Annotated in this window: 23 protein-coding genes and 1 pseudogene; 16 read left to right on the top strand and 8 right to left on the bottom strand. The window is 72.3% G+C overall.

Annotated elements, in window-relative coordinates; translation table 11 throughout:
* Positions 1-5: 5 nt before the first annotated feature.
* From IMZ35_RS25890 to IMZ35_RS25865, 6 genes are all read left to right on the top strand, one after another.
* Positions 6-911: an AraC family transcriptional regulator gene (locus IMZ35_RS25890; protein ID WP_199443799.1), complete on the top strand. Its 906-nt coding sequence runs from the start codon at positions 6-8 to the stop codon at positions 909-911.
* A 254-nt stretch (positions 912-1,165) separates the two neighbouring features.
* The gene (locus IMZ35_RS25885; protein ID WP_199443798.1) at positions 1,166-2,422 is read left to right on the top strand and encodes a serine hydrolase domain-containing protein; all 1,257 of its coding nucleotides are present in this window, start codon (positions 1,166-1,168) and stop codon (positions 2,420-2,422) included.
* Positions 2,423-2,529: 107 nt separating this feature from the next.
* Positions 2,530-3,204 carry a response regulator transcription factor gene (locus IMZ35_RS25880; RefSeq protein WP_199443797.1) on the top strand — a complete coding sequence of 225 codons (675 nt, stop codon included), beginning with the start codon at positions 2,530-2,532 and terminating at the stop codon, positions 3,202-3,204.
* Complete coding sequence (locus tag IMZ35_RS25875; protein ID WP_199443796.1) at positions 3,197-4,321, top strand: sensor histidine kinase; 1,125 nt, start codon at positions 3,197-3,199, stop codon at positions 4,319-4,321. The genes IMZ35_RS25880 and IMZ35_RS25875 overlap by 8 nt, the downstream gene beginning before the upstream one ends.
* 260 nt (positions 4,322-4,581) lie before the next feature.
* Positions 4,582-5,181, top strand: a complete 600-nt coding sequence (locus IMZ35_RS25870) for an NADPH-dependent F420 reductase (RefSeq protein ID WP_199443795.1) — start codon at positions 4,582-4,584, stop codon at positions 5,179-5,181.
* An 82-nt stretch (positions 5,182-5,263) separates the two neighbouring features.
* Positions 5,264-6,250: an alpha/beta hydrolase family protein gene (locus tag IMZ35_RS25865; RefSeq protein ID WP_199443794.1), complete on the top strand. Its 987-nt coding sequence runs from the start codon at positions 5,264-5,266 to the stop codon at positions 6,248-6,250.
* Between the two features lie 487 nt (positions 6,251-6,737).
* On the opposite strand, the gene IMZ35_RS25860 is transcribed toward IMZ35_RS25865, so the two are convergent.
* Positions 6,738-7,154 carry a hypothetical protein gene (locus IMZ35_RS25860; RefSeq protein ID WP_199443793.1) on the bottom strand — a complete coding sequence of 139 codons (417 nt, stop codon included), beginning with the start codon at positions 7,152-7,154 and terminating at the stop codon, positions 6,738-6,740.
* A complete protein-coding gene (locus tag IMZ35_RS25855) occupies positions 7,151-7,717 on the bottom strand; it encodes a PadR family transcriptional regulator (RefSeq protein WP_199443792.1) in 567 nt (188 codons plus the stop codon). The genes IMZ35_RS25860 and IMZ35_RS25855 overlap by 4 nt, the downstream gene beginning before the upstream one ends.
* A 326-nt stretch (positions 7,718-8,043) precedes the next feature.
* Between IMZ35_RS25855 and IMZ35_RS25850 the strand changes: the two genes are divergently transcribed.
* The 4 genes from IMZ35_RS25850 (at position 8,044) to IMZ35_RS25835 (ending at position 13,116) form a co-directional block, all read left to right on the top strand.
* A complete protein-coding gene (locus IMZ35_RS25850) occupies positions 8,044-9,456 on the top strand; it encodes a M20/M25/M40 family metallo-hydrolase (protein WP_199443791.1) in 1,413 nt (470 codons plus the stop codon).
* Between the two features lie 83 nt (positions 9,457-9,539).
* The gene (locus IMZ35_RS25845; protein WP_229373230.1) at positions 9,540-11,228 is read left to right on the top strand and encodes a PLP-dependent aminotransferase family protein; all 1,689 of its coding nucleotides are present in this window, start codon (positions 9,540-9,542) and stop codon (positions 11,226-11,228) included.
* A gap of 13 nt (positions 11,229-11,241) precedes the next feature.
* Positions 11,242-11,985 carry a hypothetical protein gene (locus IMZ35_RS25840; RefSeq protein WP_199443790.1) on the top strand — a complete coding sequence of 248 codons (744 nt, stop codon included), beginning with the start codon at positions 11,242-11,244 and terminating at the stop codon, positions 11,983-11,985.
* A gap of 189 nt (positions 11,986-12,174) precedes the next feature.
* Positions 12,175-13,116 (top strand): Leg1-related protein, encoded by a 942-nt coding sequence (locus tag IMZ35_RS25835; protein ID WP_199443789.1) that lies wholly within the window; start codon positions 12,175-12,177, stop codon positions 13,114-13,116.
* 125 nt (positions 13,117-13,241) lie between these two features.
* Here the strand turns inward: IMZ35_RS25835 and IMZ35_RS31090 are convergent, their stop codons facing one another.
* Positions 13,242-13,700 (bottom strand): MarR family winged helix-turn-helix transcriptional regulator, encoded by a 459-nt coding sequence (locus tag IMZ35_RS31090; RefSeq protein ID WP_199443788.1) that lies wholly within the window; start codon positions 13,698-13,700, stop codon positions 13,242-13,244.
* 57 nt (positions 13,701-13,757) lie between these two features.
* Here IMZ35_RS31090 and IMZ35_RS25825 point away from each other — a divergent pair, with 57 nt between their 5' ends.
* Together IMZ35_RS25825 and IMZ35_RS31085 are read left to right on the top strand one after the other, a co-directional pair.
* Positions 13,758-14,801, top strand: coding sequence for a serine hydrolase domain-containing protein (locus tag IMZ35_RS25825; protein ID WP_199443787.1), 1,044 nt, complete (start codon positions 13,758-13,760; stop codon positions 14,799-14,801).
* A gap of 263 nt (positions 14,802-15,064) precedes the next feature.
* Positions 15,065-15,298 (top strand): zinc-ribbon domain-containing protein, encoded by a 234-nt coding sequence (locus IMZ35_RS31085; RefSeq protein WP_199443786.1) that lies wholly within the window; start codon positions 15,065-15,067, stop codon positions 15,296-15,298.
* 66 nt (positions 15,299-15,364) lie between these two features.
* On the opposite strand, the gene IMZ35_RS25815 is transcribed toward IMZ35_RS31085, so the two are convergent.
* A complete protein-coding gene (locus IMZ35_RS25815; protein ID WP_199443785.1) occupies positions 15,365-15,658 on the bottom strand; it encodes a P-loop NTPase family protein in 294 nt (97 codons plus the stop codon).
* Positions 15,659-15,763: 105 nt separating this feature from the next.
* Here IMZ35_RS25815 and IMZ35_RS25810 point away from each other — a divergent pair, with 105 nt between their 5' ends.
* Positions 15,764-16,114 carry a UBP-type zinc finger domain-containing protein gene (locus IMZ35_RS25810; protein ID WP_199443784.1) on the top strand — a complete coding sequence of 117 codons (351 nt, stop codon included), beginning with the start codon at positions 15,764-15,766 and terminating at the stop codon, positions 16,112-16,114.
* Positions 16,115-16,118: 4 nt separating this feature from the next.
* On the opposite strand, the gene IMZ35_RS25805 is transcribed toward IMZ35_RS25810, so the two are convergent.
* On the bottom strand, positions 16,119-16,469 hold the full coding sequence (locus IMZ35_RS25805) for an ArsR/SmtB family transcription factor (RefSeq protein ID WP_199443783.1): 351 nt from the start codon (positions 16,467-16,469) through the stop codon (positions 16,119-16,121).
* Positions 16,470-16,510: 41 nt separating this feature from the next.
* Here IMZ35_RS25805 and IMZ35_RS25800 point away from each other — a divergent pair, with 41 nt between their 5' ends.
* A complete protein-coding gene (locus IMZ35_RS25800; RefSeq protein WP_199443782.1) occupies positions 16,511-16,711 on the top strand; it encodes a hypothetical protein in 201 nt (66 codons plus the stop codon).
* Positions 16,708-17,688: an aldo/keto reductase gene (locus IMZ35_RS25795; protein ID WP_307868783.1), complete on the top strand. Its 981-nt coding sequence runs from the start codon at positions 16,708-16,710 to the stop codon at positions 17,686-17,688. Before IMZ35_RS25800 ends, IMZ35_RS25795 begins: the two co-directional genes overlap by 4 nt.
* Before the next feature lie 90 nt (positions 17,689-17,778).
* Here the strand turns inward: IMZ35_RS25795 and IMZ35_RS31080 are convergent.
* Positions 17,779-17,925: pseudogene (locus IMZ35_RS31080) on the bottom strand (helix-turn-helix domain-containing protein); the annotation flags it as partial.
* A 532-nt stretch (positions 17,926-18,457) separates the two neighbouring features.
* Here IMZ35_RS31080 and IMZ35_RS25785 point away from each other — a divergent pair.
* Positions 18,458-19,180, top strand: a complete 723-nt coding sequence (locus tag IMZ35_RS25785) for an AfsR/SARP family transcriptional regulator (RefSeq protein ID WP_199443781.1) — start codon at positions 18,458-18,460, stop codon at positions 19,178-19,180.
* 805 nt (positions 19,181-19,985) lie between these two features.
* Here the strand turns inward: IMZ35_RS25785 and IMZ35_RS32155 are convergent.
* Both IMZ35_RS32155 and IMZ35_RS25775 read right to left on the bottom strand, forming a co-directional pair.
* Positions 19,986-21,638 (bottom strand): ice-binding family protein, encoded by a 1,653-nt coding sequence (locus tag IMZ35_RS32155; protein ID WP_368857028.1) that lies wholly within the window; start codon positions 21,636-21,638, stop codon positions 19,986-19,988.
* Positions 21,639-22,009: 371 nt separating this feature from the next.
* The gene (locus IMZ35_RS25775) at positions 22,010-23,275 is read right to left on the bottom strand and encodes a PP2C family protein-serine/threonine phosphatase (protein WP_229373228.1); all 1,266 of its coding nucleotides are present in this window, start codon (positions 23,273-23,275) and stop codon (positions 22,010-22,012) included.
* Between the last annotated feature and the right edge of the window lie 409 nt (positions 23,276-23,684).

Below are 23,684 nucleotides of genomic sequence, written 5' to 3'. Positions count from 1 at the left end.
GGCGCATGTCCCTCGACGAGTTCCGCACCCTGCTGGCCCGGCACGTCCGCCCCGACTGGACCACCGCCGTCGACGGCGTGCTCATCTCGAAGGTCGACCGGTCGGACCCGCCGACGCCCTCCACGTCCGGCACGGTCCTCGCGGTCATCGCCCAGGGCGCCAAGCGCCTGGCCCTGGGCGACCGGATCTACGAGTACGGGCCGGGACAGTGCCTGGTCGCCTCCGTCGACCTGCCCGTCACCGGGCAGTTCATCCGGGCGGACCCCGAACACCCGGCCCTCGGCTTCGGTCTCGTGCTCGAACCCTCCGCCGTCGCAGAACTGCTGCTGCTGGCCGGTCCGGGGGACGCTCCCCGCGCCGGCGAACGCATCCCGTCGGGGATCGCCGTCAGCGACGCCTCCGCCGCGCTGCTCGACGCGGTGATCCGGCTGCTGCGCCTGCTCGACGAGCCCCGCGACCGCGCCGTGCTGGCGCCGCTGGTGAAACGCGAGATCCTGTGGCGCCTGATCACCGGTGAGCAGGGGGCGGCCGTCCGCCAGCTCGGCCTCGCCGACAGCGGCCTCAGCCACATCTCACGGGCCGTGCGCTGGATCCGCGAGCACTACGCGCAGCCCTTCCGGGTCGAGGACCTGGCGCGCACGTCCGGCATGAGCGCGTCGGCCTTCTACCGGAACTTCCAGGCGGTGACCGCGATGAGCCCCATCCAGTTCCAGAAGCAGATCCGCTTGCAGGAGGCCCGGCTGCTGCTCACCACCCACCCCGGCGACGTCACCGGAGTCGCCCAGCGCGTCGGCTACGACAACCCGTCGCAGTTCAGCCGGGAGTACCGCCGCCAGTTCGGCACGCCCCCGAGCCGGGACGCGGCCCGCCTGCGGGAGGCCGGGCGCACTCCGTCGAGCGTCCTGCCCTGAGCCCGTGGAGCACCGCGCACGAGCGAGCCGGCGTCGTTCTGTCGTCCCGGCGGGCCGGAGCGACCGGGTGGGACCACCGGCACCGGGCAGCTGTCCGGACCGGCGACGAGTCCGGTCCCGGTCGACGGCCGGGCGTATCGCGGGCGTATCGACAACCGCAGACGCTGTCGCAACGGTCCGGCGTCTTGAGTGGACGCACGGACCGCAGCGCATCCGCACACGGTCGGTTCGTCGATCAGGAGGAAATCGCGATCATGGACTCCGATTCCGCACGTGGTGTCGACCGGCGGCGACTGCTCGGGTGGGGCGGGGCGGCCGCCGCCGGTGTGGTGGCCGGCACGCCGCTGGTGGGCGCCGGGCGCGGCCACGCCGCCCCGGCCTCGGCCGACACCCACCTGCCGCCGGACACCCGGCCCGGCGGGGCCTACGACCGCTACATCGCGGAGCTGGCCGCGCAGGGCAAGTTCTCCGGCGTGGTGCTCCTGTCGCACCGGGGCCGGACCGTGCTGTCCCGCAGCTACGGCATGGCCGACGAGGAGAGGGGGATCCGCAACCACGAGGGCGTCGCGGTCAACCTGTCCTCGGCCAGTCAGCCGTTCCTGGCGGTGGCCGTCCTGCAACTGGTGCAGCAGGGCCGGATGGCGCTGTTGGACACGGTCGGCACGCACCTGACGGGCTTCGCCGAGGAGATCGCCGAGCAGGTGACCGTGCACCAGCTGCTCACCAACACCTCCGGGCTGAACGCCCCGATGCCGGACTGGCGGCGCGTCTTCCACAGCAGGCAGGAGGTGCACGAGCACCAGAGGCTCTGGGCCCGGCAGGCGGAGCTGGTGGCGGTTCCGGGCTCGGGCGACAGCAGCAGCGGCGGCCACGGTCCCGGCGGCGGTGTCGGCCTGGCCATCGCCGCGCAGATCGTGGAGGCCGTGACCGGCACGACGTTCTGGGACCACGTGCACGAGCACGTCTTCGCGCGCTGCGGCATGACCGGCTCGGCGTTCTACACCCGGCAGCAGTGGCTCACCGACGAGCACATCGCGCACTCGTACATGGTCCAGACCGACGGCAGCCGGGTGGACGCCGTCCGCAACCTCGACGAGGGCACGTCGAACCCGTACATCCCGGACAGGAACCCGGCCCGCGCCTTCATCGGCAACGCCTCGGGCGACGCCTTCGCCACCGCGCCGGACCTGGTCCGGTTCGCGAACGCGCTGTACGACGGCACGGTGCTGGCCCGCCCGTACGCCGACCTGTTCGCCGGGCCGAAGCTCCCCGCTCACGACCCCACGTCGTACCACACGTACACGATGCCGACCTCGATCATCGGTGGCCAGTGGGTGTTCGGGCGCGGCGGTGTCGCCGGTGGCAGTGCCGCCAACTGGAGCGTCTACCCGGACACCGGCTGGGTCGGCGTCACCCTCTGCAACGTCGACGACGTGCCGTTCCTGGAGGTCTGCCGGCAGGAGACCAAGGCGATCACCGGCGTGCTGCCCGACCTGCCGGACGGCGGCTGACGCCGGACGAGCGCGGCCGGGGTGGATCGAGCACCCCGGTCGCCGCGCCGGGGGACGCGTCCGGTTCGCGTACGTGGGCGATATGCCGTGCTGCCTAGGCTCCGGGCATGCGCGTGCTGATCCTGGAGGACGAGCCCTACCTCGCCGAAGCCGTCCGCGACGGGCTCCGCCTGGCAGCGATCGCCGCCGACGTCGCCCGCGACGGCGACACCGCCCTGGAACTGCTCAGCACCAACTCCTACGACCTCGCGGTCCTCGACCGCGACGTCCCCGGTCCCTCCGGCGACGAGGTCGCCCGGCGCATCGTGGCCTCCGGCAGCGGCGTCCCGATCCTGATGCTCACCGCCGCCGACCGGATCGACGACAAGGCCTCCGGGTTCGAACTCGGCGCCGACGACTACCTGACCAAACCGTTCGAGCTGCGGGAACTCGTCCTGCGGCTGCGGGCGCTCGACCGACGGCGCGCGTGCGCCCGGCCTCCGGTCAGCGAGATCGCGGGTCTGCGGCTGGACCCCTTCCGCCGAGAGGTCTTCCGCGACGGGCGCTACGTCGCGCTCACCCGCAAGCAGTTCGCCGTCCTCGAAGTGCTCGTCGCCGCCGGGGGCGGTGTCGTGAGCGCCGAGGAGCTGCTGGAGCGGGCCTGGGACGAGAACGCCGACCCCTTCACCAACGCCGTCCGCATCACCGTCTCGGCACTGCGCAAGCGACTCGGCGATCCGTGGCTCATCGCCACGGTGCCCGGTGTCGGCTACCGGATCGACACCGGAAGCGCGCATGACTAGACGCCAGGGGCTCAGCGCCAGCCTGAAGCTCAGCGCCCGCCTGAAGCTCACCGTCAGCTACGCCGGATTCCTCCTCGTCGCCGGTGCCGTCCTGCTGGCCGTGGTGTGGGTGTTCCTGCTGCGCTACGTGCCCGACAGCCCGCAGGGTCTTCTGGGGGTCTCGCCCAACCGCTACCTCCTCGTGCGCACCTTCATCCCCGCCGCGGCCCAGGCGATGATGTTCCTGCTCGTGTTCGGCCTCGTCGGAGGGTGGGTCCTCGCCGGGCGGATGCTCGCACCGCTCACGCGCATCGCGGACGCGGCACGGACGGTCACGAACGGATCGCTGTCCCACCGGATCCGCATGGAGGGTCCCGAGGACGAGTTCCGCGAACTCGCCGACGTGTTCGACACCATGCTCGAACGACTGGAGTCCCACGTCGCCGAGCAGCAGAGGTTCGCCGCGAACGCCTCGCACGAGCTGCGCACCCCGCTGGCGATCTCGCAGGCGCTCCTCGACGTCGCCCGCGACGACCCCGCGCAGAACGGGGACGAGCTCGTCGAACGCCTGCACACCGTCAACGCGAGGGCGATCGACCTCACCGAGGCCCTCCTGCTGCTCAGCCGCGCCGACCGCAGGACCTTCACCCGCGAGTCCGTCGACCTCTCCCTCGCGGCCGAAGAAGCCGCGGAGACGCTGCTCCCCCTCGCCGAACAGCGCGGGATCTCGCTCGTCGTCACCGGCGGGACGACGCGAGCCGTCGGCTCCGCGGCGCTCGTGCTGCGGATGGTGACGAACCTCGTGCAGAACGCCGTCGTGCACAACCTCCCCACCGGCGGCACCGTGACGGTCCACACCGAGTCGCAGCACGACGCGAGCGTGCTGCGGGTCGAGAACACGGGCCGTCCGCTCCCGCCGGAACTGGTGCCGGTCCTCACCGAACCCTTCCAACGCGGAACGGACCGCGCACGCACCGACGAGCACGCCGGTGTCGGTCTCGGGCTGGCCATCGTGCACAGCATCGTCCGGGCGCACGACGGGACCCTCGACCTCGCGCCCCGCCCCACCGGTGGCCTGGTCGTCACGATCCGGCTTCCGGGCGGACACCGCGCGCCCGCCGCCGGGCGCGCACGGTGAGGAACCGCTCCCGGCCGACGACCCGATCGTCTTCTCCCCACCGCCCGCGGGTGCCACCGGTCTCGCGGCTCCGAGGACCGCGGACACCGATACCCGTGGGGTACCGGTCGGAACTCACGCGGTGTTGGACGCGCCGCAGGACCGGGCCGCACCATCGAAGACGTGAGCCGGAGGGATCTCCGGGGGGCGCGAGCGTCGCGTCCCGGTGACGACACCGCACCCTCCCACCCGATTCGTCCGTCCCGTCACAGGAAGAACCCATGAACATCGCAGTTCTCGGCACAGGCAAGGTCGGCTCGGCACTCGGCACACGCCTGGCGGCCAGCGGCCACCACGTGGTCCACGGATCGCGGACGCCCGGAGGAGAGGCCGGGACGGTCGGCCAGCGCGAGGCCGTCGCCTCCGCCGACGTGGTCGTCACCGCCGTTCCCGGCACGGTCGTGCTCAGCACCCTGGAGGAGATCGGGGAGGACGTCCTGGGCGAGAAGATCGTGCTCGACCCCTCCGCCGCCGTCACCCCGCAGCTGACGATGGCCCACCCCGGCGACAGCGTGGCCCGGCAGGTGCAGGCGCGTTTCCCGCGGGCGCGTGTCGTGAAGACCCTCAACACGATGAACTTCACCATCATGGTCGACCCGCTGGCGTCGCTGCCTCGGGCGACCGCTTTCGTCAGCGGCGACGACGACGCGGCCAAGACCGTCGTCACCGGTCTGCTCGCCGATCTGGGGTGGCCCGAGAGCAGTGTCCTCGACCTGGGCGGCATCGACACCGCCCTGGCCACCGAGCACGTCGCCCCGCTGTTCTTCGCGACCGCCAGGGCACTGGGAACCGTGACGTTCGCCCTCTCCGTCTCCCGGTGAGAGCGCAACCGCACGCCGCTCGGCGGATTCCCTCTTCCGCCGGTGCCGCGGCACCGGCGCACGACCACTCAGGAGACCCAGCGTGAGCGCACCCCTCACCGAGGCCGCCGGACTGCCCGTCGACGCCGCCCGGCCCGTCGTCACCCTCAGCCCCGTGACGCTGACGGTCCCCGGCCGTCCCGTCCCCCTGGAGGTCAAGGTCTCCGCACCGGCCACCGGTGAGGACCTGCCCGTCGTCGTGTTCTCCCACGGGCACGGCGCGTCGAACTTCCTGTCCTCGCTCAGGGGCTACGGGCCCCTCGTGGACTTCTGGGCCGCTCACGGGTTCGTCGTCCTGCAACCGACCCACCTGGACTCCACCGGCCTGGGCCTGCGCGACAGCGGAACCACCGGCGCCCCCCTGTTCTGGCGTTCGCGGGTCGAGGACGTGCGCGTCGTCCTGGACCACCTCGGCGACGTCGAACGGGCCGTGCCGGGGCTGGCCGGTCGGGTGGACCGCACGAAGATCGCGGTGGTCGGGCACTCGCTGGGAGGCCACACCGCGGGAATGCTCTGCGGCGCGACGATGATCGACCCCCACGACGGAAGCGTCCTCGACCTGCGCGACGAGCGGATCACCGCCGGTGTCGTCCTGGCCGGGCCGGGCGCCGGTGACGGCCTCGCCGACGCGGCCGCCGAGCGCTTCCCCGACCTGGCGGGCACCAGCTTCTCGAAGATGACCGGGCAGGTCCTCGTCGTCGTCGGCGACGACGACCACAACCCGGTGTTCACCGACCGGGCGGACTGGCGGGCGGACGCGTACCACCGCAGCCCCGGGCGGAACAAGACGTTGCTCACCCTGTTCGGAGCCGGGCACCTGCTCGGCGGCGTCTCGGGCTACGACGCCGCCGAGACCACCGACGAGAACCCCGGGCGCGTCGCCGCTGTCCGAGCGCTCGTCTGGGCCTACCTGCGCAGCGCCGTGAACCCCGGCGATCCCACCTGGACAGAGGCCAGCGCGGCCCTGGCCGCGCAGACCGATCCGCAGGGCCGTGTCGACACCGGGGACGACGTGGTCCAGCCCGCGTAGCGCACCGTGGGGCGCGCGCCCCCGACCGTCGCCGCCGTCGCACCGCGGACCGGTGCGACGGCGGCGGCAGCGGCCGGGTGGCGTCGACGGACAGTCCGACGAGGACGGACGACTCCTGACCCCGGCTCGTGGAGAACTCACGGGCCCGATCGCGCTCGTCGCCGGAGCCGCACGCGGACGGCGACTTCTCCGCGCAGCACCGGGCGGTGTCGACGTGACCGGGCAGCACGCGGGCGACCGGCGCGAGACCGCTGACGGAGACGAGGTCGGTCGTGCCGCACGCGGCTGGCCGCCGCAGTCAGGGCGAAGCACGCGCCGAACTGCTCCGCGTCGAGCGGAGGGGTGCCGACCACCCCGGCACCACACCGCTCCGGCTTCGACGCACCACGGCGAGCGGCCGGTACTCGACGCGGTGCACACCGGCCGACTCCCCGCCCGGCGGTGCGAGCCCGTGCACGCCAGCACCGGAGGCTTCCCCGGTCCGCGGCTACGAGGCCGGACGGTGCCCGCGTGCCACGGTCAGGCACAGCGCGCCCAGCACCGCGATCACCGGCGCCCAGCCGAAGCGTTCCCACGGGCTCGGTGAGGCCAGGTTCATCACCAGCCCCGCCACGAGCAGTCCGACCAACGCCCACGTGCCGATCCCGGCGACCCGCTCCGGCACCCACCGCACGGGGTAGCCACCCCGCCGCAGCACCACCGTCGCGGCCACCAGCCAGAACACCGCGGCGACACCGCTGGACACCCGCAGAGCGGTAGGCAGTTCGGCCGCCGCGCCGCCCCAGGCGGCCCGGCCCAGCGGGACTCCGGCGGCCAGCAGTGCCTGGAACACCGCCACCGCGACGAAACCCGTCGCGGTGGCGGCAGCGGCACGTCTCAGCCGGTTCGTGGCGGTCGTCGTCATGAGGTTCTCCCCGCTCGTGTTCCCGCCGCGTCGTCGAGCGCGGCGAGAGTGGACAGTGCGTCGTGCGCCCACGCCTGCGCGGCGCGGGCGGAGTGCTCTCCCGCCGAGACGGTGAGCAGCCAGTACTCGCGGTCCGCCGAGTCCTGCCCCTCGATCTCCGCGCGGATCTCCGCGTACCGCTCCAGCGCGTCCTGCGCTTCGGTCAACGCCTGCTGGACCAGCGTCCGGCACGCGGCGGGGCCGAGGTGCCGGCCGAAGTACAGCCGCAGCATCAGCCCGTTGCGCGGGGGCGTGACCTGGACCGGCTGCGCCAGCAGTTCCTGGAGACGCCGGGTCCCCGGTGGAGTGATCGCGAACGTGGACGCGCCGGTCCTGGTCGCGCCCTCCCGGCGCACGAACCCCTGCCGTTCGAGCTCGGCCAGGGTGGGGTAGATCTGGCCGTAGCTCTCGCTCCAGAAGTGCCCCAGCACGTCGCGGATCGCTTCCCGCAGCGCGTAACCCGTCATCGGCTGGACGCTCAACCCGCCCAGCACCGCGACCTCGGTCTGACTCGCTCTGGCCACCGTCACCCCTCTCTGAGAGATATATCTACCAGAGACATCACTGCGCGAGCAAGGCCACCGCGATCGGCACGGCGACCGCGCTCCACCCGGCCCTCGCGCACCGTCCGGAGGTGTCCTCCGGTTCGAGGGACGCGCACCACCGCTCCGGTGGCTCGCCCCCCGGCGCACCTGACGCTCCGTCAGGTGCGGCTGGAGCGAGCACGCCGTCGCGCCGGAAAGATCACCTGATGGTTCACTCCGCTCGCGCGGCCCTGTCCCCCGCACCGGCCCGCTGCCACGATGAACGGTGAACTCCTGCTTCCGCCGAACACGGGAGAACACCGTCCATGACCACTGTCCACTCCGAAGAAGAGGTGTGCGAACGGGTTCGCGAGTCGATGCCGAGCCTGTGGGCGACACTCGACCACCTGGTCCGCTTCAGATCGGTGAGCGCGCAGAACCCCGAGACGTTGCGGGCGACCGCGGACGACGTCGTCCGCCTGCTCCACGAAGCCGGTGTGCCCAGCGCGCAGGTGATCACGGTCGAACACGACGGGCACAGGTCCGCTCCTCTCGTGCACGCCCACGAGGCCGGGACCGGTGACGGCCCGACCGTCCTGCTGTACGCGCACTACGACGTCCAGCCCGCCGACGCGGCGCGGTGGACGAAGATCGAGGACCCCTTCGCCCCGGCCTCCCTCACCGAACCCGACGGGGTCCGCATGTACGGCCGCGGCACCGCCGACGACAAGGCCGGCATCGTGATGCACCTGGGTGCCGTCCGGTCCCTGGGCGGTGCCGCGGGGCTTCCGTTCACCCTCAAGATCGTCGTCGAGGGCGAGGAGGAGACCGGCAGGAGCGCGCTGGACTCCCACCTCGCCGCGCACCCCGACGACGAGCGGTTCACCGCCGACCTCGTCGTCGTCGCCGACACCGGCAACGTGCGGCTGGGCGTGCCGACGCTGACCTCGACGCTGCGCGGCATCGCGGTGGTCGACGTGACGCTGCGGACCCTGAAGCAGGAGATCCACAGCGGCATGTACGGCGGTCCGACGCCGGACGCGTTCATGGCCCTGACCCAGGTGCTGGCCACGATGCTCGACCCCGACGACGGCAGCGTGACCGTCCCCGGTCTCACCGAGTACGACGGGACCTGGCCCACCGTCGACGAGGAGGAGTTCCGCGCCGCGGCCGGCGTGCTCGGCAGCGGTGCCGAACGTCCCAGGCTGCTCGGCACCGGCACCCTCGCCAGCCGCCTGTACGGAAAGCCGTCGATCAACGTCGTCGGCCTGAGCGGCGTCCCCGGGATGGACCAGCCGGTCAACGCCCTGCGATCGGAGGTCACCGCCCGCATCAGCGTGCGGATCGCCCCCGACCAGGACCCGCAGAAGGCGTTGCAGGCTCTGTCCGAGCACATCCGCCGCGCCACACCCTGGAACGTCGAGGCGCAGATCGAGCCCGTCGGCGAGGGTTCCGGGTTCACCGCGATCCCCGGCCAGCACGCCGGGATCGTCGAGCACGCGCTGCTGCGGTCCCACGGCGCCACCGAGGTCCAGCGCGCGGGCCAGGGCGGCTCGATCCCGCTGGTCGCCGCGTTCCGCAGGGCCAACCCGCAGGCCGACATCGTGCTGTGGGGCTGCGAGGAGCCCCGCGCCAACATCCACGGTCACGACGAGAGCGTCGACCGCGCCGAACTGGAACGGCTGACCACCGCCGAGGCGCTCCTGCTGCACGCGTTGAGGACACCCGCCCGCAGCTGATCCGCTCACGAGTCACCCACCCCGGCCACCGGCCGGGGCGCTCCCTCCTGCCCGCACGACGGGCACCACCACGAAAGGCGACCATGACCATCGCGGACAAGTCCCTCGGCGACGCCCTCGTCACCGCCGACCAGCCCACGGACGAGGACTTCACCCTTCCCAGCGGCGGGTTGGACGACGCCAGTCGCAAGGAGGTGCTGGCGAAGCTGGAGGCGTACTACGCCGACGTGCAGCCGAGGTTCCTGGGTTATCAGACCAATCAGGAGCTCGATCTCCGGCAGGACATGGCCAGCTTCCTGAACTACAACATCAACAACGTCGGCGACCCGTTCCGCCCCTCGCACTACACCCTCGACTCCCGTGCCGCCGAACGCTCCGTGCTCGCCTACTACGCCCGCCTCTGGCACGCCAAGCCCCGCGAGCACGACGAGCACGGTGGCCTCACCGACCCCGAGGCGTACTGGGGCTACGTCCTCACCATGGGTTCCTCCGAGGGCAACAACTACGCGCTGTGGAACGCGCGGGACTACCTGTCCGGCAAGACGCTCATGGTCGAGCCGGACGAGAACGGCACCGGCACCCTGATGTGGGTGCAGGACACCGCGCCGGTGGACAACCAGAACGCCTACTCCCCCGTCGCGTTCTACTCCCAGGACACCCACTACTCGGTGTCCAAGGCACTGCGAGTGCTCAACATCCCGACCTTCTACGAGGTCGGCACCAAGATGTACCCCCACGCCAACCCCCTGAACCCGGGACAGCCGTGGGACATGGAGGTCCCGTCGCAGGACGGCGCCGACGGGCCCGGCTCCGTCGACGTCGACAAGCTGATCACCCTGGTGGACTTCTTCGCCAAGATGGGCCACCCCGTCGTGCTCAACCTCAACTACGGCAGCACCTTCAAGGGCGCCTACGACGACGTGGCGACCATCTGCTCCCGGCTGACCGCTGAGGTGTTCACCAAGTACGGCCTGGACAAGCGCAAGGTCCGCTACGGACGCGATCCCGAGACCGGCGCGGAACTGGTCGACGAGCGCACCGGCTACTGGATCCACGTCGACGGCGCCCTCGGCGCCACCTACGCGCCGTTCCTGGAGCGGGCGATCGAGCAGGGCCTGGTCGACGAACCGGGTGCCACGCTGCCCGCGTTCGACTTCCGCGTCCCCGAGGTGTCCTCGATCGTCACCAGCGGTCACAAGTACCCCGGCGCGCCCTGGCCGTGCGGCATCTTCATGACCAAGTCCAACCTCCAGATGCAGCCCCCCACGCAACCCGCCGTCATCGGCTCGCCCGACACCACCTTCGGCGGCTCCCGCAACGCCTTCTCCCCCCTGATCATGTGGAACTTCCTGGCCCGTCACTCCGAGCAGGCCCAGCTCGACATGGTCGTCCGCGCGCAGCGGGTCGCCGACTACGCCGCACGCACGCTCGCCGTGGTCCCCGGCGACTGGCAGGTCGCCCGCACGCCCTACTCGCTGAGCGTGCGCTTCCGCCAGCCCAGCGACGAGATCGTGCACAAGTACTCGCTGGCGACCGTGCCGCTGCGCGACGCCGACGGTGGTCACACCGACTACGCCCACCTGTACGTGATGCCGCACGTCACCGAGGAGCTGATCGACGAGCTCGCCGCCGACCTGGCTCTCGTCGAGGTTCCCGCACCACGCGACGAGAACCAGAGCATCACCGCGATCACGTCCTACATCGACGGCACCGCCGACACCCCCGACATCGCCCGCCTCGCCCTGGTCCGCACCTGGAACCAGGCCTTCTGATCGGAGGAACAGCATGACCGCCGGCGCCTTCCCCAAGGACCAGCACGGCTTCGCCCTCACCGGCACCAGCACCGTGTACGGCAGCCACCTGGCCATGTTCAACATGGCCCAGCACCGCTTCCACGTCGTCATCCGGGTCGACCTGCCCCAGAGCGCCCAGGACGCCTACGCCTCCGCTCGCCGGACCGACCCGAAGTCGCCCGTCATCGTGGTCAACCCCGAGAGTTCGAAGATGCACCTGCAGGACATGCTCGGCGCAGACGGCTTCCCGGCCGAGCTGTGGCAGTTGCCGGACAACGACTTCGGCCAGAAGGTCGTCCTGTCCACCGGCTTCACCGCCAAGGCGGCACAGGTGCTCCACAACCGACCGTTCGACGACCAGGAGGCCTACCCGCCCGAGCCCCGCTACCTCGTCTTCGGCTCGGGCGGCGAAGCGCACGCCTCGCACTACCTGACCCACCAGCCCGACTACCAGCTGCTGGTCCAGCTCGCGGCCACGCCGACCGGTCTGACCGGCGCGCAGCTCGCAGCCAGCACCCTGGTGGACCTGACCTCGGTCACCGAGGACCACGAGCCGGTGCAGGACCCCCTCGCGTCCCACCTCGGGGAGGAGCTGCCCGCCCGGATCGTCGACTCCGGCGGCGCGGTCACCCTGAAGATCGGCCCCAGCCGCTGGTTCGACACCCGCGAGCTCAACCACGAGCCGCACGGCCACGCCGCGACGCTGTCGGAGTACATCGCCCTGGCCTCCGTCTGACCACCGGACCTCGCCGGAGGGGCGCTCGACCGCCCCGTCCGGACCACGATCACCTCCTCGCCGCTGGCAGAAGCCGAGACAGCGGCGAGGAGGTGATTCCCGCACCGACCCGGCCGACCGGCGCAGACCGGGCAGACTCTCCACTCCCGCCGAGTACGATCGATCCACTCACCGCGGAGGACTTCCTTCATGGCTCATCCCGAGGAACTGACGGCCCTGGACCTGTACTCGGTCTGGATGACGGCCGATGACCTCGAGGAGGCGTTCGACCCGTTCCGCTTCGAGCAGCGGATGGCCGCCTACCGACTGATGATCGACAGCACCAACCCCGCCGACCGGTTCGGCGCCGACAACCGGCACAACCCCCTGTGGGGTCTGATGTTCCAGCACCAGTGGCAGTTCCGCACCGACCGGCTCGGCGCCGACACCCGGCGCAACGGGCGCATCGACCCGGACTCGCCGTGGGGCTACGGCAACTACACGCTCAGCGTCGTCCCGTGGCTGGCGGCCGGGGCCGCCGGGGTGGTGCCGGTCCTGCCGGTCGCCGATCCGCCGACCCCGTCCCGGTTCCGGTACGTGACGGGCGGGGACGTACCGGAGGAGCTCGTCGACGCGGTGGACGACTGGCGCGCCTACTTCACCCTGGTGAGCCGGAGCGGGGCCGCGGACCCGGAACAGGCCCGCCTGGCCCTGTGGAAGGCGCACAAGACCTGCCTGGACGTGGTGGTCCGCGCGATCACCGACGCCGACACCGCACCCTGGCCTGACCTGGAGATCACGTTCCTGCGCGGCTGGTGCCGGATGGTCGACTACCTGTGGGCAGCGGCCTGGCCGACCGACTTCGGCTTCATGACCGCGCACGGCCTCGACGTGCTGCCGGAAACACTGCTCACCACGCCCGAGGACGTGCGCGCGCTGCCGCCGAAGGTCCGCGGCAACGTCACCAACGTCATCGGACTGGCGACCACCCCGGGGTGGCGCTACCAGCTCAACCTGATGCTGTGGAAGCGGATCATGCGCACCCGCGAGGCCCGCGACCAGGTGCTGCCACTGCTCGACGCGGTGTTCAACCCCCGTCCGGACAACGCGGCCGAACGCCGCACGCTGCTCGGGCACCTGCTGCGCCCCTGACCCCCGGCCGCCCGGCCGGAGTGCGAGCTCGACCGGACGCGCTGTCTCCGTTCTGCCGGGACGCGAGGCGGGTGGGCGCGTGAGCACCGAGCGGCGCCGACGTCGGTGGCCGGCCCAGATCGCCCTCAGGGGCGCAAGCGGCGTGCCATCAGCTCGCGCAGGGCGCCGGTCCGCTCGGCCAGGTCTCGCAGGGAAGCGATCACGGTGTCGCCGTCGGGTCCCAGGTCGGCCGACAGCTCAGCGGTCACCGCGGCCCGCGCGGCCCGGCCCGCGTCGACCGCCTCGTGACCGCGCGGAGTCATCTCGACCAGGCGGGCGCGGCTGTCCTGCGGGTCGGGGCGGCGCGCGACGTAGCCGGTCCGTTCCATCTCGGCCACCACCTTCGACGCGCCCTGGGCGGTCATCCCGAGCAGGTCGGCCAGGTCGGACACGCGGACCGGGCCGGGAAGCAGGTGCTGGAAGACGTAGCCGTGGACGGTGCGGACCCGGTCGTGCCCCGCCTCGACCATCCTGGCCCGGACGGCGGCGTCGCAGGACGCGGCGAGTGCGGTGAACAGCAGGGTCAGGTCGGGGGTTGACGGCACGGTCGCAGGCTGACATGTTCAACCTTGGTTGCGCAACCTAGGTTGAGGATGTGGGCGATGATCTGCGATCCGGCGTTCCGGCACGTGGTGGAGGCGTTCCGGGAGCACGTGGGCGGCGGTGGTGCGGCGCTGGCGGTCGTCGCCCGCGGCGAACCGGTGGTCGACGTGTGGCACGGGACCCGCGACGAGGCCGGTCGCGTGTCGTGGGAACGGGACACGGCGGTCAACGTCTTCTCCGTCTCCAAGGCCGTCCTGGCCACCGCGGCGCACGTGGCGGTGCGAGACGGGCTGCTCGACCTCGACGCGCCGGTGCGCCGGTACTGGCCGGAACTCGGCATCGACACCACCACCGCGGACCTGCTGGCACACAGGTCGGGTCTGCCCGCGATCCGCGAGCCGCTGCCGCCGGGCAGCCTCCACGACTGGGGCGCGATGACCGCCGCGCTGGCCGCCGAGCGGCCGTGGTGGGAGCCCGGCACCCGGCACGGCTACCACGCGGTCACGTTCGGCTGGCTGGTCGGCGAGGTGCTGCGCCGGGCCACCGGTCGCGAACCGCGCGACCTCGTCGCCGACCTGGGCGTGCAACTGGGGTGGCGGGGGCCGGGTGAACCGGCGTTCGTGCTGCCGCCGGAACCGGCCGCCGCCCCGCCGGTCGTGCCGCCGCTGATCGCCGTGCGGGCGTTCACCAACCCCTCGGACCTGGTCGTGCCGAACGCGGTCAACGGCGCGGCGTGGCGGGCGGCGCAGATCCCGGCCGCCAACGGGCACGCGACGGCACGGGCGCTCGCACTGCTGCTCGGGAGGCTGGGCGGTCTGCTGGGCAGGACGGCGCTGGCCGAGGCGACCGCGCCGCGCAGCGAGGGCCACGACGAGGTGCTGGGCGGCGGCACGAGGTTCGCGGCCGGGTACTCGCTGCCGAACGAACTGCGGCCGTTCGCCCCGAACCCGCGGGCGTTCGGGCACACCGGCGCGGGCGGCGCGCTCGCGTTCGCCGACCCCGACCTGGACGTCGCGGTGGCGTTCACGCCGAACCGGATGGTGCTGACGCCCTCCGGGCCGGACCCGCGCTGGACGGCGATCACCGACGCGCTCTACCGGTGAGCGACGAACCCGGCGGTGCCGAACAGGCGCGCGGAAGACCCGCGACGCGAAGTTCCGGCGGCGAACCCGACCAGGCCCCGCGGCGCCGGACCAGCCGCGGTCCGGCCCAGCAGCGGACGGGACCGGGGCGATGTCGGCGTCCTCCCTCCAGCGCACGACCGCTGACCTCGCATCCGCTGATCGGATGATCGTGAGACCAGCTGTTAAAGTGTGGTTCCGTACCGAGCCCACGATCCGCGGGCAGTTGATGTGGAGCGACGAACGTGGTCATCTTCGGCTTCCGGACCAAGGTCTTCGTCCTCACGGTGCTGACGCTGCTGTGCCCCCGGTGCGGCAACCGGGCGGCGCACCCCCTGCACAGGTCCGTCACCAGGTTCACGCTCTTCTTCGTGCCGCTGTTTCCGGTCAGGACCAGGTACAGCACGCAGTGCACCGCCTGCGGCGTCACCAACCGCCTGTCCGGGGACGAGGCGACCCGTCTGCGCCACCAGGTGTGACACCGGGCCACGGCAGGCAGCGCCCGGTGCTGCTGACGTTCGCGGGCCGCTGACGTTCGTGGGCTGCTAGCGCGCAGGAAGCCGGGAACACACCGGCACCGGTGGGCAGGTACCCGTCGGAGGAGACCGCCAGGTGCAGCCGCTCGCGCGCACGGCCGGGGCGAACACCACCGAGGGACGGCTTCGCCGCCGGCACAGCGCCACCTCCTCCGCGCTCACCGGGCGCTCGGCCAGCCGGGCGGGCAGCGCGACGTCCTCCCGGCGCAGCGCGGCCAGCTTGCCGTGACTCAGGATCGCGACGTCCTTCTCCAGTAGCACGACCCGTCCGCCGGTCGCGAGCTCCAGGGCGGGACCGGGCATAGCGTGTGAGGACGACCCGGTCCGTCGTGGACCGGGCCCGATCAGAACCGCCGTTCCGCGACGGTGCCGACGTCACCGCGCGGGACGGCAGAACGGAGGAGAGTCGTGCAAGGTATCGACCCCGCGGTGCCGCCCAGCGGCACGGGCTGTGCCGACTGCGAAGTTTCGACCCCGCAGGGCTGGTGGTTCCACCTGCGCCGCTGCGCCGAGTGCGGTCACATCGGCTGTTGCGACTCCTCGCCCGGCCAGCACGCCAGCACGCACGCCGCGACCTCCGGGCACCGGCTCGCGCGCAGCTTCGAGCCGGGCGAGGAGTGGTTCTGGGACTACGGCGAGGAGGTCATGCACGAGAACGGTCCCGCGCTCGCCGCACCGGAGCACCGTCCGCTCACGCAGGCCGCGCCGGGACCCGCCGGGCGGGTGCCGGAGGACTGGGTCGCGCACCTGCACCGCTGATCCGTCACACGCGGCCCAGTTCCGCGGCGGCCGCGAGCACGCTGTCGATCAGAGCGGGGTAGCGGGCGTCGAGATCGTCGCGCCGCAACCGCACGGCGTGCTCGCGGCCCCGCACCCGCGTCGACGTGATGCCCGCTTCCCGCAGCGTCTTGAAGTGGTGCGACAGCGTGGACTTGTGGACGTCCAGGCCGTACTCCTGCACCGAGCAGGGGTGGTAGCGGTCGTCGGCCAGGGTGCGGATGATGCGCAGCCGGACGGGATCGGCGAGCGCCTTCAGCGCGGTGACCAGGTCGATCTCCTCCCGTCCCGGCTCCGGGAAGGCCGGTGACGGCTCACCCCACTCACTGTTTGACATGCGCCAAACAGTAGCGCATCTTGTTTGACATGTATCAAACTATGACTGCTCCCGTCGAAGTGGGGGACCGGGTCTCCGTCCTCACCGCCGACCAGGTCGAGGACACCGAGTTCTTCCACCCCTGCCACCGCTTCGGGGAGGAGGGCTGCACCTCCCGCGAGCCGGGGGACGTGCCGGTGCGGACGCACCGTCCCCTCCGGGTGCTCGGCGAGCACTGCGGACACGACCAGGAGAAGAGGTGAAGCAGACGACACTGGGTGACGGTCTGACCGTCTCCGCCCAGGGACTCGGCGCCATGGGGATGAGCGCCTTCTACGGCACCACCGACGAGGCCGAGGCAGTCGCGACCCTGCGGCACGCCCTCGACGTCGGCGTGACGTTCGTCGACACGGCCGAGGCGTACGGGCCGTTCGAGAACGAGAAGCTCGTCGCCCGCGCGATCGGCGACCGGCGCGACGAGGTGGTGCTGGCGACGAAGTTCGCCACGGAGTTCGACGACGACGGCCGGCCGCACGGCCTCAACGGCCGCCCCGAGTACGCCCGCCGCGCGGCGGAGCGCTCGCTGCGCCACCTCGGCACGGACGTGATCGACCTGTTCTACCTGCACCGGGTCGACCCCGCCGTGCCGATCGAGGAGACCGTGGGCGGCATGGCCGAACTCGTCCGCGACGGGCTCGTCCGCCACATCGGGCTCTCCGAGGTCTCGGCCGCCACCGTCCGCCGCGCGCACGCGGTGCACCCGCTCGCCGCGGTCCAGTCGGAGTTCTCCCTGTTCTCCCGCGACCTGCTCGGCAACGGCGTGCTCGACGTGCTCCGGGAGCTGGGCATCGGCCTGGTCGCGTTCTCGCCGCTCGGGCGCGGGTTCCTCACCGGAGAGATCACCGGGGTCGACGACCTCCAGCCGGGAGACGCCCGGCGCTCGCTCCCCCGGTTCCAGCCCGACGCCATCGCGGCGAACCTGCGGGTCGTCGACCGGGTCCGGCGGATGGCCGCGGACCGGGACGCCACCCCCGCCCAGGTCGCGCTCGCGTGGGTCCAGACGCGGGGCGCCGTCGCGATCCCCGGTACCCGACGCCGTTCGCGGCTGGACGAGAACGCCGCCGCCACCGACCTGGCGCTGAGCGGCGACGACCTCGCCGTCCTCGAACGCGCGGTGACCGAGACCGGGATCACCGGCGAGCGCGACACCGAGGCGGGCCTGGCCCGGATGCACGTCTGACCGGTGCCGGTGTCCGACCGGCCAGGAGCGGGCGGACACCGGCAGCCGCCACGCGAGACGCGGCTCCGTCAGCACGTCCCGCAACTGGGCGCGAGCCGTGGTGCCCCGCTTCGGGAACACCCGGTAGAGGTGGCCGCCGACCGTGCGGTGCGACAGGTGGAGCCGGTCGGCGATCTCCTCGTCGGTCAGCCCCTCCGCCGCCAGCGACGCGATCTGCGACTCCTGCGGCGTGAGCACGCTCTCCACGCCGGTCCGCCGGGAGGCGGGCCCCGGTGCGCCACCGGTGGCGGTGAGCTCGGCGGTCGTCCCGTGCACCACCAGCCCCGGCGTGACGCAGAACGACACCACCGTGTTCGGTTCCGGCGGCAACGACACGATCGACTGCACCAGCGCCGACCCGGGCAAGACCGTCCACGGCGGCGGCAACACCAACTCCTGCGGCCCCGTGTCCTGCCTCCGGACCTCCGCACCAGCTGCGAGTCGTAGCACCGGCGGAGCCGACCCTCGAACGGGTGGTTTGAACGGCGGCACACCGAGGACCGCGCATGGCGGCTTCGGCCGTGGAAAGCCTGCGCGAGCGGAGACCGTGCCCGTGCCGTCGTCCGGCGGACAGGAACTCTCGGCCGACGGTTCGGTCCCCGTCCGCAGCGGACGCGCGGCTCGCGCGGCACGAGGTCGGGAGGCCCTCCGTGATCACCCCATCGGATCTGCCCGAACGACACGGGCACCGGAACTCATGACTCCGCTGGCGGCACCGGACGTGCGCCTGGTGCCCCGAAGCGGTCTGCGCGTCGCGCTCCTCGACGGGTTCCAGCTCACCGGGGGAACCGACGCCATCACCGTCTCCAGAGGTGCAGAACGCCTGCTGGCGTTCATGGCGATGCGCCACCGGGTGGCGGGGCGGCTGCTCGTGGCGGGTTCCCTGTGGAGCTCCTCGACCGAGGGGCACGCCTACGCGGCCCTCAGGTCGACGTTGATCCGCATGAGTAGCACCTGCCGGGAAACGCTGCTGATCACCCCGTCCAGCCTGGAACTCGCGCCGGGAGTCTCGGTCGACCTGCACGACGCCAGGGCGCTCGCCCACCGCCTGCTCGAAACCGGTCCGCACGCGGCGGTGGACCTGAGCGCGCGGGCGGTCGCCACCCTGTCGTCGGAGTTGCTGCCGCTCTGGTACGACGACTGGGTCCTCCTCGAAGCCGAGGACTGGCGCCAGCTCCGGCTCCACGCGCTGGAGGCGGTGGTGGACGGCCTGGTCGAGGCGAGGCGCTTCGGTGACGCCACGGCCGCGGCGGGAGTGGTCGTCCGGGCCGATCCGCTGCGGGAGAGCGCGCACAGCGCTCTCATCCGGGTGCACCTGGCCGAGGGCAACCAGTCCGAGGCGGTGCACGCGTTCGACCGGTTCAGCCGCCTCCTCCACACCGACCTGGGTCTCGCGCCGACCAGGGAACTGCGAGACCTGGTCACGAGTCGCGCGGGGTCGCCGCTCCGGTGATCGGGCCGGCCCGCGTGCCCCCGGGGCGCCCGCCGACCTCGTGCGGCGGGCAACCGCCCGGTCAGCACCTGGTCGCGGATCGAACGTCGTTGCCGCAGGCCGGTGGTGGCGATGTCTGCCCCCACCGCAGCGGCCCCAGCACCGCGGTCGCGTCCCGCTCCCGGAGCGGTTCCGGAACAGGGGGTTGACCGGGGTGTCCGCCAGCTCGACGAACGTGGCAGCGAGGCGTCCACCTCGCCACCGCCCCCCGGTACGTTCGCAGTGCGGTCGTCCGCCCGACCAGGTGCGCCGTGGACGTGCCGAGGAGGTGATCAGCGATCGGTGGAACGCGGTCGTCGACGACGGCTCACGTTGATCCGGACACGCCTGCGCCACAGCCTGCCGCGGACCACCTCCGCGTCCGGTGGAACGGATTCGGTTTCGGACGGGGGTGGGTCCGGCGGGTCCGGTGGGTCCGGCGGAGCGGTGCCCGTCATGACGCGGTCCCGTTCTCGACGTCGGCGGCGGAACTGGACCGGTTCGAGATCATCTCAGCGCTCCTGCCTCCGGCCGGACCGGCCGGGCTTCGTGCTGCGCCCGAGGCGGCGCCGACTCGGACGTCGGCGCTCGATGTGCCCCCCGCTACGTCCACACCGCACCGAGGAAGCGTCTCCGACCGCGCGAGACGACTCCTCGGGCGCTCCCCGCCGAACGGTTCGCCCGTTCCGCGGGGAGCGTGGCCGGGCGCGGCGACCCGCGCCCGGCCGGTGGTGTCCGGCCAGCGCCCACGTGCTCGGCACCGACCGGACACCACCGGCTCACAGCGCTACCCGTTCGACCGCGTCCACCGACGTCGGACGCAGATGAGCGCACCGCCCAGCGCCAGGAGCAGCGCACCGAGGCTCACCAGCAGACCGAACGGGGTGCTGGCCCCGGTGTCGGGGAGTTCCGCGGACCGCGACTGGACGTGCACCGGTCGCACCGCGCCACGGGGACGAGTGGGCGATTCGAGTTGACCCGCGCCACCCCACGCCGCGGTGGTCGTGGCCGAGGTGGACGACCCGGTGCCCGGCGTGCTCGTCGGCGCGGTCGTCGTCCGACCGGTCGTCGTGCTGGTGGCGCACGTGAGGGCGCAGGTGGCCGTCGTCGGCGTCGGGCACGTGGTCGTCGGAGCGCACGTCGCCGTCGTCGTCGTGGCCGTCGTCGCCGTGGCGGTCGTCGTGGACGGGCACGTGGTCGTCGGAGCGCACGTGGCCGTCGTCGTCGGCACGGACGTCGTGGACGGGCACGTGGTCGTCGGAGCGCACGTCGCCGTCGTCGTCGGCACGGACGTCGTGGACGGGCACGTGGCCGTCGGAGCGCACGTCGCCGTCGTCGTCGTGGTGGTCGTCGGCTTCGGGCACGTGGTCGACGTGGGGCACGTCGCCGTGGGGCACGTGGTCGTGGTGGCGCACGTGGCCGTCGGCACCGCGGTGGTACGGGACGTGGTGGTCGGCGCGGTCGTGGTCTTCGAGCCGGTCGTCGTCGTGGTGACACCGGTGGTCGTCGTCGTGACGCCCGTGGTCGTGGTCGTCGGCGACGTGGTGGTGCTCGGCGAGGTCGTGTTCGTACCGGTCGCCGTACCGGTGGTCGTGCCGGTCGCCGTACCGGTCGTCGTGGTGATCGTCGGCACGGTCGTCGTGGTGACGTCCGTGCCGGTCGGCACGGACGTGGTCGTGGCGTCGGTCGTGGTGACCGTCGGCACGGTCGTCGTCGTGGTGATCGTCGGCACCGTCGTCGTCGTGGCGTCCGTGGTGGTGGTCGTGGTGGTCGTGGTTGTGGTCGTCGGAACGGCCTCGCACTGCTCGGTGACGAACGTGTTGTCGTCCAGGGTGACCGAGCCGTTGCGCGCGAGCGCGCGGCCCCGGACGTCCGCCCCCGTGTTCGCCGTGATCGACGTCAGCGCCATGATCGTGCCGACGAAGTCGGAGTTCGTGCCGAGCGTGGCGGAGCTGCCGACCTGCCAGAAGACGTTGCACGCCCTGGCTCCGTTGATCAGGTTGATCGAGCTGTTCGAGGCGGTGATCAACTCCGAGGCCACCTGGAAGATCCAGACGGTGTTCGGGTCGCCCTCGGCGTCGAGGGTCAGCGTCCCGGACAGCCCGAGCGCACCGGGTGCCCGGTACACGCCTCCGACCAGGGTCAGCCCGACGAGGTCCGCGGGAACGTTCCCGGTGGGCGCACGGCCCGCGGCGTCGTTGTAGGCGACCGTCAGGTCGGCCTGCGCTTGATCGGCCACCGCGTCGTCGATGTGGATGGTGCCGCCGACCACGCCCGGCGGAAAACCTGTGATGCTCGTTCCCGGACTCACCCCGAGGTCTCCGCTCAGGGTGCTCTCACCGGTGTTGGTGACGGACTGACCGCCCAGCACCGAGAAGCTCGCCGCGACACCCAGGTCCACCGGTGCTTCGACCGCGTGAGCCTCCGGGTGGCTCGACATCGTGCCGAGGAGGGCCAGGGTGCCCGCCAGAGCACCGACTGCCACGAGGGCCGCCCAGCGGAGGCGCCGGGGCTCCCCCGTCGATGTCGCCGTAGCCGTGTCGTTCATCCGTGCAACCTTCCGTCGACCGATCGACCGGGCCGGCAGAATCCGGCCAGTTCACGTGATCGAGGTTTGTGCGCACGGATCAGATGGTCGCGGTACGTCCACTGTGTACCGACCACCGACCGGTTTTGCGGCCCCGGCCACCGCTCAGACGCTAGGGGCGCTGGATGCAACTCGCCGCGCGGATGCGGAGAACGGCACCGTGTGATGAAAATGTCCACTCGGAAGAGTTACCCCCTCCACAGCGGAGTCCACTGTGGAGGGAACTATCGTCCCCGCGGACCGGCGGTGTCACCGTCGCGCCGGTCGGGTGGTGCGACGTCCGGCGTCGCACCCCGGAGAGGTGAGGCGGTGTCCGTGTCGGCGCCGTTGTCGGCGTGGCGTTCGGTGTGGCCGATCCCGTGCCAGTCCAGGCACAGCACGGTGGCGTCGTCCCGCAGGCGATCGGTGCACGCCTGCCGCACCGCCCTGGTCACCGTCCGCACGACCTCCCTGGCGTGCAGCCGGGCGGTGTCGCGGACCAGCGCGGACAGGTCGGCACCGGCGGCCTCGCGTTCGAACATGCCGTCGGTGAGCAGCACCAGCCGGTCACCGGGACGCAGGTCCAGCCGTTGCACCCGGTACTCGTACGGGATGACGCCGAAGAGCAGGTCGATCTCCGGTTCGACCGGCTCCACCAGACCGTCGCGCAGCAGCAGCGGCGCGGGGTGGCCGGCGTTGACCAGCTCGACCCCTCCCTCGCGCAGGTCCACGCGCAGCAGCAGGCCGGTGGCCAGCGAGTGCCGGCCGTGCTCCAGCAGCGCCTGGTTGGCCCGCCGAGCCTGCTCCGCCAGATCGCCGCCGGCCCGGCGGGCCCCGCGCAGCGCACCGACCAGCAGAGTGGCGGTCAGGGCCGAGGCGACGTCGTGACCGACGGCATCGGTGATCGACAGGTGCAGGGTGTCGCGGTCCAGGGAGTAGTCGTAGGTGTCGCCGCCGATGTCGTGGGCGGGCACCAGTGCCCCGGCGACGGTGAACTGGGCCGCCTCGCAGCAGGACGCCGAGGGCAGCAGCTGGTGCTGGATCTCCGCGGCCAGGCTCATCGTCGTGGTGCGGCGGCCGGAGTGGTAGAGGTCGGTGAAGCGGCGGTCGGTGACGATGACGTAGGCCAGTGCGTGCGCGGCCTCTCCCAGCTGCGCCAGCACCTCCTCGTCGAGCGAGGGCACGGTCACCTCCAGCACGCCGACGCAGTCGCCCCGGTTGGTCACCGGCAGCACCACCCGCACGCCGTCGCCGTCCTGCTCCTGCCAGGGCCGCTGGGTGCGCAGCACCTCCTCGTAGGCGCTGTCGCGCAGGTCGACGCGCTCCCCGCCGCCCCCGCCCCGGCTCTGCGCGGTCGAGGTCAGGCGCACCAGCTGTTCCTCGACCAGGTCGACCAGCAGGAACGACACGTCGAAGGCCGCGAACCGCTTCGCCAGGTCGCGCGCGACGACCTCGACGGACTCGACCGGCGGTGCGCTCTCCGCCGCGGCCAACACGTCACCCGGTCGCAACGCACCACTCTCCACGGTGTCCTCCGACCACTCGGGGTCAGCTTAACCACACCCCGCAGGCCCTCCGGCACGGCCGGTGAGGAAGGCGCTCGACGCGACGTGGTCCACCTCCCGCCGCGTCCGCGAGCACGCGGAACAGGTGCACTGGGCGGGTGTTGCTGGCCCGGAACACCCGCTCGGCAGGTCGAGCGAGGTCGCTCCACCAGGAGTGCCACCACGATCGGGTGAAGTTCGTCCCGATGACGGTGACCTCGTCGGTGTCGGTCAGCGCGGTCCAGAACCCGGCGGCGTGCGGGTGCCCGCGTCCGGGTCGACCCGGAACTCGTCCGCGTCGGACCACGGGGAAGCGGTCGTCGACCTCCTTCCCCGGCACGGGGCCGTGCAGCCCGCGGTTCGGGCCGCGACGGAC

This window comes from Umezawaea beigongshangensis (genome assembly GCF_016464305.1).
Lineage (GTDB): Bacteria > Actinomycetota > Actinomycetes > Mycobacteriales > Pseudonocardiaceae > Umezawaea_A > Umezawaea_A beigongshangensis.
The sequence above is the reverse complement of the archived record's forward strand: the minus strand, read 5'-3'. Positions and strand labels throughout refer to the sequence as shown.